The sequence below is a fragment of the Streptomyces clavuligerus genome (assembly GCF_005519465.1).
GTDB classification, from domain to species: domain Bacteria; phylum Actinomycetota; class Actinomycetes; order Streptomycetales; family Streptomycetaceae; genus Streptomyces; species Streptomyces clavuligerus.
This window is the reverse complement of the sequence record NZ_CP027859.1, coordinates 779795-791522: the sequence shown is the minus strand read 5'-3', so window position 1 is coordinate 791522 and position 11728 is coordinate 779795. Positions and strand designations below refer to the sequence as shown.

17 protein-coding genes are annotated in these 11728 nt (G+C 71.7%); 7 read left to right on the top strand and 10 right to left on the bottom strand.

The genetic code is table 11. From position 1 onward, the window contains the following. Window positions 1-24 precede the first annotated feature (24 nt). Entirely contained in the window at window positions 25-1362 is a 1338-nt protein-coding gene (locus CRV15_RS31690) for a hypothetical protein (RefSeq protein WP_003953199.1), read from the top strand. Window positions 1363-1383: 21 nt separating this feature from the next. On the opposite strand, the gene CRV15_RS31685 is transcribed toward CRV15_RS31690, so the two are convergent. Both CRV15_RS31685 and CRV15_RS31680 read right to left on the bottom strand, forming a co-directional pair. After that, window positions 1384-1974, bottom strand: a complete 591-nt coding sequence (locus tag CRV15_RS31685; RefSeq protein ID WP_003953200.1) for a lytic polysaccharide monooxygenase auxiliary activity family 9 protein — start codon at window positions 1972-1974, stop codon at window positions 1384-1386. 107 nt (window positions 1975-2081) lie between these two features. After that, window positions 2082-3401: an erythromycin esterase family protein gene (locus CRV15_RS31680; protein WP_003963271.1), complete on the bottom strand. Its 1320-nt coding sequence runs from the start codon at window positions 3399-3401 to the stop codon at window positions 2082-2084. Between the two features lie 69 nt (window positions 3402-3470). On the opposite strand from CRV15_RS31680, the gene CRV15_RS37590 reads away from it, so the two are divergent. The 3 genes from CRV15_RS37590 (at window position 3471) to CRV15_RS31665 (ending at window position 5603) form a co-directional block, all read left to right on the top strand. Then, window positions 3471-4310: a TioE family transcriptional regulator gene (locus tag CRV15_RS37590; RefSeq protein ID WP_003953202.1), complete on the top strand. Its 840-nt coding sequence runs from the start codon at window positions 3471-3473 to the stop codon at window positions 4308-4310. Window positions 4311-4668: 358 nt separating this feature from the next. Continuing rightward, on the top strand, window positions 4669-5247 hold the full coding sequence (locus tag CRV15_RS31670) for a DUF6232 family protein (protein WP_009999275.1): 579 nt from the start codon (window positions 4669-4671) through the stop codon (window positions 5245-5247). Continuing rightward, window positions 5244-5603, top strand: coding sequence for a hypothetical protein (locus CRV15_RS31665; RefSeq protein ID WP_003953204.1), 360 nt, complete (start codon window positions 5244-5246; stop codon window positions 5601-5603). Before CRV15_RS31670 ends, CRV15_RS31665 begins: the two co-directional genes overlap by 4 nt. Window positions 5604-5765: 162 nt before the next feature. Here the strand turns inward: CRV15_RS31665 and CRV15_RS31660 are convergent, their stop codons facing one another. Further along, a complete protein-coding gene (locus CRV15_RS31660; RefSeq protein WP_003953205.1) occupies window positions 5766-6305 on the bottom strand; it encodes a DEAD/DEAH box helicase family protein in 540 nt (179 codons plus the stop codon). A gap of 250 nt (window positions 6306-6555) precedes the next feature. On the opposite strand from CRV15_RS31660, the gene CRV15_RS31655 reads away from it, so the two are divergent. Beyond that, the gene (locus tag CRV15_RS31655) at window positions 6556-7098 is read left to right on the top strand and encodes a hypothetical protein (RefSeq protein ID WP_009999272.1); all 543 of its coding nucleotides are present in this window, start codon (window positions 6556-6558) and stop codon (window positions 7096-7098) included. A 140-nt stretch (window positions 7099-7238) separates the two neighbouring features. On the opposite strand, the gene CRV15_RS36155 is transcribed toward CRV15_RS31655, so the two are convergent. The 6 genes from CRV15_RS36155 to CRV15_RS37565 form a co-directional block, all read right to left on the bottom strand. Continuing rightward, window positions 7239-7403, bottom strand: coding sequence for a hypothetical protein (locus CRV15_RS36155; protein ID WP_009999270.1), 165 nt, complete (start codon window positions 7401-7403; stop codon window positions 7239-7241). Next, window positions 7390-7515, bottom strand: a complete 126-nt coding sequence (locus CRV15_RS37585; RefSeq protein WP_003953208.1) for a hypothetical protein — start codon at window positions 7513-7515, stop codon at window positions 7390-7392. Before CRV15_RS37585 ends, CRV15_RS36155 begins: the two co-directional genes overlap by 14 nt. An 18-nt stretch (window positions 7516-7533) precedes the next feature. Beyond that, on the bottom strand, window positions 7534-7656 hold the full coding sequence (locus CRV15_RS37580; protein WP_003953209.1) for a hypothetical protein: 123 nt from the start codon (window positions 7654-7656) through the stop codon (window positions 7534-7536). Between the two features lie 33 nt (window positions 7657-7689). Then, window positions 7690-7815 (bottom strand): hypothetical protein, encoded by a 126-nt coding sequence (locus tag CRV15_RS37575; RefSeq protein WP_003953210.1) that lies wholly within the window; start codon window positions 7813-7815, stop codon window positions 7690-7692. Between the two features lie 72 nt (window positions 7816-7887). Then, window positions 7888-8013 (bottom strand): hypothetical protein, encoded by a 126-nt coding sequence (locus tag CRV15_RS37570; protein WP_003953211.1) that lies wholly within the window; start codon window positions 8011-8013, stop codon window positions 7888-7890. Window positions 8014-8066: 53 nt separating this feature from the next. After that, the gene (locus CRV15_RS37565) at window positions 8067-8192 is read right to left on the bottom strand and encodes a hypothetical protein (RefSeq protein WP_003953212.1); all 126 of its coding nucleotides are present in this window, start codon (window positions 8190-8192) and stop codon (window positions 8067-8069) included. A 433-nt stretch (window positions 8193-8625) separates the two neighbouring features. Between CRV15_RS37565 and CRV15_RS31650 the strand changes: the two genes are divergently transcribed. After that, window positions 8626-9663 carry a polyprenyl synthetase family protein gene (locus CRV15_RS31650; protein ID WP_009999269.1) on the top strand — a complete coding sequence of 346 codons (1038 nt, stop codon included), beginning with the start codon at window positions 8626-8628 and terminating at the stop codon, window positions 9661-9663. Next, the gene (locus tag CRV15_RS31645; protein ID WP_003963267.1) at window positions 9660-10640 is read left to right on the top strand and encodes a DUF2332 domain-containing protein; all 981 of its coding nucleotides are present in this window, start codon (window positions 9660-9662) and stop codon (window positions 10638-10640) included. Before CRV15_RS31650 ends, CRV15_RS31645 begins: the two co-directional genes overlap by 4 nt. Before the next feature lie 208 nt (window positions 10641-10848). On the opposite strand, the gene CRV15_RS31640 is transcribed toward CRV15_RS31645, so the two are convergent. Beyond that, window positions 10849-11547, bottom strand: coding sequence for an HAD-IA family hydrolase (locus CRV15_RS31640; RefSeq protein WP_003963266.1), 699 nt, complete (start codon window positions 11545-11547; stop codon window positions 10849-10851). Between the last annotated feature and the right edge of the window lie 181 nt (window positions 11548-11728).

The window sequence follows — 11728 nt, the reverse complement described above, 5'->3', positions numbered from 1 at the left end:
CGGCCCTCCCTCCCTGGAGCCCCCATGACCGATCGCATCCCCCTGTTCACCCTCACCCCCGACCCGGACACGTCCCACCGCCCGGCGGCCCCCGACCCGCTCGCCGACTATGTCCGGGACCGGCTGCCCGGCCGACTCCGTGCCCTGCACTCCGGCACCATTCCCTACACCGTCCTCCTCGACGAACAGGCCGCGCTCCTCGACGAGATCACCCCCCGTCTGCTCGCCGAGTCCGAGTCCGAGTCCGAGTCCGGGGCCGGGGCCGGGGCCGGAGACGACCCGCACGGCCCCGCCGCCCACCAGCTCGACCTGCTCTTCCTCCTCGGCGGCCACACCCCTTACACCCCTCCCGGCCGGGCCCCTGCCGCAGTCCCCGGACGGCTGCTCGCGCTGATCCATGAACAGGCCCGGCGCCACCCGGCCCTGGACACCGACCTGAGCTATGAGCTGCTGATCGACCTCAACTGCCGGCTGTACGAGGCAGGACACGGCATCCGCGTCTTCTCCGACGGCCCCGACGCCCGCCACGAACGCGATTTCTACCTCGGCCACCACCGCGCCGAACCCCATGTCAGGGCCGCCGCCGACCTGCTGCGCTCACTCGCCCTCGACCCGAGCCCCGAGCACGCTCCCGCCGTCTTGGCGGAGGCGACGCGCCGACTCGCCGACTTCCGCGCCCATATGACCCGCTACCGGCGGCTGCCCACGCGGAGCTTCGCCTACTTCCGCCGCCATCTGCACGGCTACGCGGGTCGGGGCGGCAGTGCCAGCGGCTCGTTCATGCCCGGTGTGCAACTGCTCGAACTGGCCCTGCTGCGCCCGGGACCCGCCTACGAGCGCTTCCTCGACGAGGCCCTGCCCCGCTTCCCCTACCCCTCGCGCTCTGTGATCACCGTCTGGCGGGAGTCCTCCCGGAACGGGGTGAACGTGGCCGACCGGGTGGCCGCCGGGCAGCTCGGGCCCGCAGCGCGCCGGGCACTCCTGCTGCTCCTCGACCAGTTCATCGGCTTCCGCAGGGCCCATCTGGGCATAGCCCGCCGCCAGTTGCCCGACGCCTTCGTTCCTCCGCCCGCCTCTCCACCTGCCCTGCCGCCCGCCCTGTCGTCCGGGAGCGGCCACCCGGCGGGCGACCCCACCGACCCCACCGTCGGAACGGGCGGTTATACGATCACGTCATTCCTGGACGCATCCGTGCGCCGACTCCTCGATCTGCGCCGGGTGCTGCTGGACGTGCCGCCGCACATGGCTGTGCGCCCTCTCCCCACCAGCGAAAGGTCCCGGTACGGCGCGGGACGCGGCGGCCGTACCGGGACGGATGAGGGTCGCTCAGGAACCGGCCCCGGTGTCAGGGGACGGGCATGAGCGCACGGGGTGTCAGGTGTGTCAGAACCTGACGTCGGAACAGGCGTAGAACGCGTTCGCCGTGTCCGCGATCGTCCAGACGCCGAGAATCAGATGGCGTCCGGACTTCTGCGGCAGGGTGCCGTTGTGGGTCACGACGGCCGCCGGGCGCACCCCGCCGAACGGAACCGTGAGGAAGGGCTGCGGCTCCAGGTCGGCGCGGGTCAGCGGCTTGGCCGGGTTGTAGCCGTCCTTGGTGATGTAGTAGCGGAAGTCGCTCGTGGCGTGGCGGACCTTGATCCGCCAGCTGAAGGTGTGGCTCTGGCCGGACGAGAGCTGTGTGGTGGGCCAGGCGCCGCCGCGCGGGTCGTCCAGCTCGGAGAAGCGGCCGTTGCCACCGGCGCAGATCCTGCCGTCGGCGGGCCCGGCGGAGGGGAAGCCCTTCAGCCCCTCGACACTCTCCGGCTCCCACTGGATCTGACCGCAGTTCCGCACCGCGCCCGTGGCACAGAGCTGCTGACGGCTGGTGGCGGAGTCGGCGTAACCATGGCTCTGCGCGCTGCCGGTGGCGGCGACGAGCGTTCCGCCGAGTACGCCGAGACCGACGAGAACCGATGTGATCTTCCTGCGCATGCTTCGCTCCTGGGTGGGGGGAGAGTGGGGGATCGCCGCAGTGGGGGCGGCGTTCCAGCAGTGCGGTCCAGACCAAGTGCGAGCGTAGCCGCGATGACCGTTCAGGTCTAGACCAAGTCCCCTTCCCCGCCCTCCGGTTGGGGGTTCTTCGGGACGTCCTTGATGAAGACGAGACCGTCGTGACGGGCGAGACGGGCGGGGTCGAGCGGGATATAGCCGTGGTAGGGGGAGACACGGGGCGTGAGTGATGTGTCCCCGAGGGCGTCGGCCAGCGCGGGGGCGTCGACGACGCAGCGGCCCCCGAAGAAGGCGCCCTCCGGGAGGCCGTCCTCCGGCAGGGTGTACAGCAGCCCTTCGAGTGTGTCCGGCGACGGGACGTCCACCCCCCGGTGCCGGAGCGTGCCGAGGACCGTGGCGAGAAAGCCGTACTCCGTCCCCAGCCGGGCATCCATCAGAGCGCCGGTGCTCCACCACTCCAGCGGCAGCCCGCCCAGCTGCATCCGGCTCGGGCCCCGCTGGAGATGGAGATGGTGGGCGAAGGCCAGCACCGGGCCCCGTTCGGCGAGGGCGAGCAGGTTGTCCGCCAGCGTCCGGGCCCGCAGACCCATCAGCCGCCGCATCCGGCCCGGCGAGGGGTCGGCCATCGAGGAGTGATAGCGCAGCAGGCCGACGGCGGTGCGCGCGTACAGACGCGTCCGGTCCCACGCCTCCCTTGCCTCCCACGAGTCCTGTACATCCCAGGTGCCCTGCACGCCCCGCGCGTCCGCGGTGCCCGGGTACGGCGGCTGCTCGTCGAGCAGAGCGACGAGGTCGTCGGCGAGCAGCCGCAACTCCCTGGCCTCGGGCGACCGTCCCACGGAACGGGCCGGGTCCATCATCGCGGCGGCCTCGGTCCACGCGGCGTCGGCGCCGAGCAGCCGGTCGAGCCTGTCCGCCGTGCAGGGGAGCAGCTCCGCGTCCACCCGTTCCGCGACCCGGCGGTGGAGCGCGGTGAGGGCCTGCCGGGGGCTCGCGGCGCCGGTGATCTCCAGCGGGCCGTCGCACCCGGCGAAGCGCACGCGTTCGGAGACGGGACGGCCCTCGTTGTGGGCGCGCATCCAGCGCACCAGCTCACGGTTTGCCGCGGACGCGCCGAACCCGTGGCTGAAGCCGCGTTCCATGACCGCGTCGAGCGAGCCGCGGCCCGAGACGACGTACTCGTCCACGACCAGCCCCATCAGACAGTCGCTCTCGATCGCGATGGTCCGATAGCCGTCCTCCTCGACGAGCTGCCGGAAGAGCGCGTTGCGGAGTTCGAGGAGGGTGTCCTCGCCATGGGTGGGCTCACCGAGGGCGAGCACCCGGGGCCGGGCCGGGAGCAGTCTTCTGACGGCGGCGGCCCCGAAGGCGTGGGCGGTGTCCTTGATGTCGGTGACGTCGGTGACCATGCATTCAACGGTATCGTTGAAGAAACGGTGGAGACTTTTCCACGATAGTCCTGGTTGCTGGCAGGGTTCATGGGGAAAAACCTTCAAAGCGGTGAACGGAGGCTCCGGCCGGTCGACCTCGCTCGTGAGCACGGTCTGTCGACGCAGGCGGTCCGGAACTACGAGGAGGAGGGCATCCTTCCGCCCGCCGGGCGCACCGCTCACGGCTACCGGGTCTACGCCCCGCTGCACGCGCGGGCCCTGCGCGCGTTCCTCGCCCTGGTACCGGCCCACGGCCATCGGACGGCGGCGTCGATCATGCGGGCCGTGCACGAGGGCACGGTGGACGAGGCGTTCCGGCTCATCGACGGGAGCCACGTCCAACTCCTCGACGACCGCCGCACCCTCCAGGCGGTGGAACAGGCCCTCCGCGAGCTGGAGCCCATCGGGCACTCCGATCTCTCCGATCTCTCTGATCTCTCCGATCCCATCGAGCCTTCTGATTCCAACGAACCCTTCGGCCCCACTGAGTGCTCCGGTTCCGCCGAGTGCTCCGACTCCGGCGCCGATACGGTGACGGGCCCCGGCGGCACGTTCATCGGCCCCCTGGCGCGCGGCCTCGGCATCCGCCCCGCGACGCTGCGCGCCTGGGAACGTGCCGGGCTCGTCCGCCCGCGCCGCGACCCCCGCACCGGCTACCGCGTCTACGACGAGTCCGCCGTACGGGACGCCCGTCTCACCCGTCAACTCCGGCGCGGCGGCCATCCGCTGGAACGGATCGCCCCGCTGATCACCGAGGTCCGCACCGCCGGCGGCCTCGCCCCGCTGGAAGCCGCTCTGGGCGACTGGCACGCCCGGCTCCGCGCCCGTGGACGGGCGCTGCTGGCGGGGGCCGCCGAACTGGAGGGATATCTGCGCGAGCGCGGCTGACCGGGCACGGCGGGCGCGCGGCGCGGGGCGGGCCGACGGAGCACGGAGGGCGGAGGCGGGGCAGGCGCCGCCACAGGTCACCGCACCGCAACATTCTCGGTGATTATCCGTGAACACATGGTCTTATCCGGGCGGGTGCCCAATCCTGTTGCGGACATATTCTTTGCGCCGGTGCCCGCGCCGGGAGGAGCATGGCTCCGAGGTTCTGACCTCTCAGCTCCTCGACCGACAGCGGCACCGCACCTCTGGGGGAACGATGCAACCGGCAGAGCCCGCTCAGCCACCACTGCCGCCACAGCGACCGTGGAACACCCCACCCGCTCCCACGGCCCCACCTCCCGCCGCCACCCAGGCGTCGATGTCGACAGGGAGCCTTCCCACCGGGCTGACGGAGTCGATCGACATCCGGGTCAGCAAACGGCTGCTCTGGATCGGCGGCGCCGCCTACCCGCTCCACAACATCGCGCGTGTCTACACCTACACCCTCAACCCCCGGCGCAAGGAGGCGGTCCTGCGCTTTTTCCGGAGGGTGGGGATCACCCTCGCGGTGACCGCGGCGCTCACCCTCCTCGGCGGGACCATCGCGGCGCTGGCCCAGGGGGAGGAAACCCCCGCCACCCTGCTCGGGCTGATGTGGCTGGCCTCCGGGGCCTTCATGATCTACGCCCTCGTGGACATGATCGCGGTGCTGACCGCGCAGCCCCACTTCGTCCTCGGCGTCGAGACCGCCGGTGCCTCGACCGCCGTGGTCTCCGGGAGGGACCACGGGCAGCTCCGGCAGCTCGTCCACCTCATATCCGACGCCATCGAGAACCCGCAGGCGGAGTTCCAGGTGCGGGTGGAGCGGCTGGTGATCAGCAGTCCCAGCAACTACTACTTCGGTGACAACGTGAACATGTACGGCGGCAGCAACAACGTGGGGATGGCGAACTCATGAGCAGTGGGAGCAACTACTACTTCGGCAACACCGTCAACATGCACGGCGGCGAGAACAACACGGGCATGGTCAACCACCAGTCGGGCCCGGTCGGCACCCAGGCCGCGTCGCCCGCGCTGGAGGAGGCGATACGGGAGTTGCTGACGCTGTTGCGGGAGCTGCGCGCCAACGTTCCGCCGCTGTCCGCCCACTCGATCGACGAGGCCCTTCCGGCCCTGACGGCGGACCCCGCGATCGAGCCCCAGGAGCGCCACCGTGCCCTGATGGCCATCACCGGGGTCGCGGCGACGGCCGGGATGCTCGGTGTGCCGGTCCTGGAGACGGTGCGGCTCATCATGGAGCTGCTGGGCGGCTGAGTTCCCGGGCTTTGCCGGCTTTCCCCGGCTCTGCCTGGCGCTGCCCGGTGTCGTCCGCTTCTTCGACAGCGTGGCGGGCCGTATCTGAGCCGGGCGGCGGGGACAAGGCCGGACGGCGGCCGGTATCCGCTCAGGCGATGCGGTGACGGCCCGTCCGGACCGTCACCGCATCCAGCCGGTCGTGGCCACCACCTCGCGCGCGATCTCCCCGACCGCGCGCCCGTCCGTCACCACCCGCGTGGTCCCGGGGGAGACCTGTTCGTCCAGGAGCCGCGCTTTGCGGATGCTGTTGTCGATCTCCTCCGCCAGCCCGGACCCGGTCTCCCGGCGTTCGAGCCGGTCGCGGGTGGTCGCGTCCGAGGCGGTGAGCAGCACCCTGACGATGCGCGTCTCCGCTCCCATGGCCCGCCGGAACATCCCCGTCGCCTCGGGCAGCACGCTCACGGTGTTCGTATAGATCAGCCGCCGACAGCCGCGCCGGGCGAAGTTCGCCCACACCGCGGTCAGATTGCACTCGGTGATCTCCGCCCGGTGCGGATCTCCCTCCGGAGCCGGATGGACCTGCCCCATGAAGTCACCGTCGATCACGGCGTGCGCCACATTGCCCGCCCGCAGCAGCGCCGACACCTCCCACCCCACCGTCGTCTTCCCGACTCCGGCGCGGCCCCCGATGAGCAGTACTTCTGTGTGCTTCGATTCCATGGGGGCAGCCTGCCAACCCCGGTTCGCCCCGCGCGATCGTTTTTCCGGGGGCTCGGCGGCGGGGGCGTCCCCGAACGGTCGGCAGGGTGTCTTATATCGGGCATGCGTATGGGGAATTCCTGTGCGTCTGTTGGGGGTGGGGAAGAAGCGATTCCCCCTGGCTGGACGCCGTGGACCGATGCCGTTGAAGCCATATCCGTGGCGTACGGCCTGCTGTACCGTCGGAGCGCGTCGGAGGGGAGGAACCGTCATGGCGGACCCGGACGAGCAGCCCGAGCGAGGCGGGCAGGCCGAGCGAGGCGGGGGGCAGCCCGAGCGAGGCGGTCAGGGCGAACGCGGTGGGCAGGAAGTCATACGGCTGCGCTACCGGCTGTATGTGGAAGCGCTGCGGGCCCGGCTGCCCAGCGCCCAGTTCGGACTGCTCATGGAGATCATCCGGCTGTGGGTCACGCACGGCGGCGGTGCCGCGGAGCTGACGATGGACGACGAGGAGAAGGAGCTGTTCACCCCGGAGGTCCAGCAGGAGCTGCTGCATCTCATGGGACTGCTCAGCGGGGGGTCAGGGCCGGAGGGCCGTGCCGGGCATGTCGTCGTCCAGCTCGGTGACGGCGAGCACGCCAAGGGGGCGATGTCGCTGGTGCCGCCCGAGGTGGCGGCGGACGCGGAGCGGCTGCGCGCGCTGCGCGACCGGATCGACGCGCAGGAGCGCAGGCGCGGCGAGGACCGGCGGGAGGTGGAGGGCATCGCCCGTGCGTCGGGGATGCTGCCGTCCGGCCCCGGGGACGACACCTGACCGACCGTCGGCGCGGGCGCACCGGGCCGCACCGGGTGTCCATGGCGTACGGCACGACAGCGCGCCCCGCCCAGTACCTGTCTCCTTCGATCGCGGGAGACGGTGCCGGACGGGGCGCGCGCTGTGTGCCCACTGCTGTGTCAGCAGCCAGGTGGGCTGACTTCCTGCCGCAGGTCCAGGACCTCGGCGCCCTCCGGAACAGCGAGGGGGCTTTCGGCGGCCTCGCCCAAGAGGGCGGAGAGCGCGTCGGTCAGAACGGGTTCGACGTCATACAGGGAGAGGGCTTCGCGCTCAGCAACTGCCACCGGGATTTCCCTTCCATTCGAGAATGTCGTCGGGGAGGGTGAGAGGGCTTTCGCCGCTGTCGCCCGAGAGGGCGGCGCGGGCGGCGGTCAGCGCGGTGTCGATGTCACGCACCGGATAACTCCTTTCGTGTCAGCACTGATGGGTCGGCTTCAGTCCGGTGACGGGTCCTTCGGGCAGTGTCAGCGGGCTTTCGACGCCGTCCCCGGACAGGGCGGCGCGGGCGGCCCTCAGGGCGGATTCGGCGTTACGCATGGATGGTGCCTTTCGTGCTGTGCCGACCTGCTGTCAGCAGTGGTTGGTCGGGTTGCCTTCGAGGACGTCCATGGTGTCGGGGAGGGTGAGGGGGCTTTCGGCGGTGTCGCCGGAGAGGGCGGCGACGGCGTCGGCGAGGGCGGGGTCGATGTCACGCATGGAGGTTCCCTTCGAGGTGGGTCTGTGAGATGTGCGGTGTGCGAGTGGTGAACGCGCGGTGCGCTCGGGGGTTCAGCAGCCGTTGGTCGGGTTGCCTTCGAGGACGTCCATGGTGTCGGGGAGGGTGAGGGGGCTTTCGGTGGTGTCGCCGGAGAGGGCGGCGACGGCGTCGGCGAGGGCGGGGTCGATGTCACGCATGGGAGTGGGCCTTCCGTTGTGTCGGGTGGGTTTCTTCTGGACGCGTTCTGCTGTCAGCAGTTGTTCTGCGGGCGGAGTTCGAGCACGTCGATGTCGTCGGGGAGGGTGAGGGGGCTCTCGGCGGTGTCGCCGGAGAGGGCGGAGAGCGCGGCCGTCAGTGCGGTGTCGATGTCACGCATGGCATTTCCCTTTCACATCGAATGGATACGGGGAGCCGACGGGGCTGCTGGATGAAGCGATTTCCCGTAAAGCTCTGAAGGCGGTCACCCGGTTATCCGGTCCTGCCGGTGCGGGTCCTTCCCGGTGCCTTCGACCTGAATAACGGGAGCGGCGGGCCGCCTTCTCAATCCCTCTCATGTGACCTGGGTCACAGTCGATCTGAGCGGTCGGCCGTCCGCTCGCTCGGCTGTACGTGCTGGTGGAGCGAGTGTCAGGGATTCGACCCTTTCTTTGCGGTGACTTACGTCACGCTGAAAGGTGTGAGTGCCGCGCTTTGTCCGCCGCGTTAAGAGGGCGTGCCAACGGGCCCCGCGGAAAATTCGGAAAGCGGCGCTCCGCAAGCCGCCCGGGTGGCAGCAAGGTTAATTCCGGATGAACAGAAAGGGGAAAGCTGTGAGCGGCATCGAATCCCCCGTGACGAACACGGTCCCGGACTCTCTCAACGGGCATCCCTGGGGGGTTCTGATCCCCTGGGACCAGCAGGTGCGAGAGGACACCCTCGCCGTGATCGACCGCGCCTGCCCGCCCGGAAGCAGGCTCCACGACCCCGTCCGCGCCATCGTCACCACCGCGCTCCAGCAGCAGGGCCCCCTGTCCAACCGCCTGTTCGCCCTCGCCGTCCTGGGCGCCATCAGCGGGAACCCCGCCCCCGCCGTCCCGGTCGCCGTGGCCTCCACCCTGTGGTTCGCGGGCACCGAAGCCCTGGACGACCTCGTCGACGCCGCCCCGGGCGACCACGGCAGCGCCCATGAACTCCTCATCGGCGGCGTCCTGTGCCTGGGCGTCCTGCCCGAGGCGGCCGTCGAAGGACCCGGCGTCCCCGCGGAACTCGCCCGCGGCTGGCGGCGTGACCTCGGCTGGAGCACCGTCGCCGCGGGCGCCGGACAACTCGACGACACCGCACGCGACAGCGAGGCGCTGACCTGGGAACGGGTGATGCGCGCCTACACCGGCAAGACCGGCGCCGGATACGGCAGGGACGCCCGTATGGCCGCGCGCGCCGCCGTCACCGACCCCCGCGCCCTGGAGGCGTGGACCGTACTCGGCCAACTCCTCGGCGTCCTGCGGCAGGTCCACAACGACAACGCCGACGTCACCCCCGAGACCGACGAGGACCTCGCCAACGGCACCCCCACCCTGCTGCTCGCCCACGCCCTGGCGAGCGCCGACCCCCGCGAACGGAACCGCATGCACACCCTTCGTACGGCCGCCCGCGCCGACCTGACCGCACGGGCCGAACTGCGCGCCCTGCTGCACTGCCCGCCCGTCGTCGACGGCTACCGCCGCCGGGTCGGCGCCCTGCACTCCCGCGCCCGCAACCTGCTCGACCACCTCGCCGACGCCTCCCCGTACCGCGACGCCATCGGCAACAGGATCGACCAGTCCGCCCTGCTGGGGATGCCCGAACCGGCCGGGGCAGGCTCCGAGTGACCCGCACCGCCACCCCGGGGGACGCCCCCCGCCTCATCGGTGAACTCGGCGCCTTCGCCACCGCCCTCGGCCCCACCGCGCCCGCGTCCGCCGCGCTCCTCGCGGGACTCGCCCGGGACATCCGGGACGGCGGCGCGGTGGGCCGGACCCTGCTGGGCCACCCCGAGCGCACACAGCCCCTCTTCGGTCTGCGCGCCCTGGCCGGACTGCACCGGTTGATGGTGGACGGCAGCGCCCCGGAGCTGGCCGCCCGGTTCCGCGCCGCCCTCCGCTCACCCGGCACGCCCCCCTCGGCCGACGGCCTCTGGAGCGCCGCGCGGGACGTCCTCCTGCGCCACCCCGCCGTGATCGAGGCCGCGCTGCGGGAACCCGTCCAGCAGCACCAGCCGCAGCGCGCCGCCGTGCTCCAGGACGGTCTCTGCCTCCTCGGCGGCGGCCGGGTGCGCCTGCTGGAACTGGGCGCGTGCGCCGGGCTCGGCCTGCTCCCCGACCACTACCGCTGGTACGGCCCGGCGGGGGAGTGGGGCCCGGCCTCCTCCCCGGTCCGCCTCCCGGCGGGCCCCCGCTCCCGGCCCGGCGCGTACGAGATCGTCGAACGCGCCGGCTGCGACCTGGCACCCCGTGACCCCGCCGACCCCGTCGACACCGCCGTCCTGCGCTCCTTCCTCCCGCCCGAGCACACCGAGGACCTGACGCTGCTGGAAGCGGCCCTGGAGGTCGCGGCAGCGGAACGGCCCCGGGTGGACCGCGCCCCTGCGGCCGACTGGCTCCGCGAGGAACTGGCCCGCCCCGTGGACCCGGACGTCCTCACCGTCGTGTGGCACAGCCTGGTCTGGCACTATCTGCCCCCGGTCGAACGCATCCGCGTGGACCAGGTCCTGAGCGGGTACGCCGAGAACGGCCACCGGGCGGCCCGCATCGCCCTGGAACCGGAAGCCTGGTCCGGGCCGGTCCACCTGCGCCTCACCCTCTACTGACAACTGACAACTGACACCGGACCGCCGCACCTCACCGACCGGTCCTCCGAGGGGTTCCCGAACCCGCCGGAGGACCGGTCGTGTCCGTTTCCCGTTTCCCGTTTCCCGATCCCGTTTCCCGTTCTCCGATCCCGTTCACCGAACACCGTCCTGTGACGCCGGGCACCCCGCCACAGACGTTCGTGGCGCGTCGCCCTGAGGTGATCGATCAGTCGTGGGCGGCGAGCGGGCGTGGCGGTATGAGGCCGAGGAGCGAGGACAGGCGGGCGACGGCGGTTTGTTCGTCGGTGACGTGGACCGTGGTGATGCCGAGGGCGGCGGCCGGGGCGAGGTTGGGGGCGTGGTCGTCGGCGAAGACGCAGGCTTCGGGGGGGAGGTCCAGCAGGTCCAGGGTGTGGTGGTAGATCGCCGGGTCGGGCTTGGCCAGGCCGACCGCCTCGGAGATCACATGGACGTCAAACAGGTCCCAGATACCGGCGTGTGTGTACGGGTTGTGCGGATCGAGTCCGAACGAGTTCGACAGCAGCGCGAGCCGCAGGCCCGACGCGCGGGCGGTGCGGGCGAGGGCGGCCATCCGCCGGGCCGTCGGGACCGCCTCCCAGGCGCGGCCCATCAGGTTCACCGGGTCCACGCCGGGGCCGAGCAGCGGTGCCGTCCGGGCGTTCCACTCCGCCTGGCCCATCCGCCCCAGCTCCAGCTCCGTGTACAGGGACCGGCCCTCGGGGTCGTCCTGGAGGGTCCTGCCCCAGGCTCCCGGGTCGAGCCCCTGCGCCGTGCACCAGGCGCGGATGGTGGGGCCCGGCTCGGCCGTGAGAACTCCGACGAAGTCGAGGATGAGCGCCCGCAGGGCGGGACCGTGGGAGCCAGTGGAGCCGTGGGAGTTGTCGGAACGGGACGGATGCGGCATCGGCGGCGGTTCCCTTCTCGCGCGGTCCTCCCGACGCTACCCGCCCGCCTCGCACACGGTGAAGCCCGCACCCGGCCGGGCCCCGCCCGGGTGGGCGTGCGCCCTGATGCGCCCGCGAGCGCCCTGTCGGCATCCGCCGGTCTGGCCCACTCTGGGAAACGAGATCCCCGTGTTTCCGAAG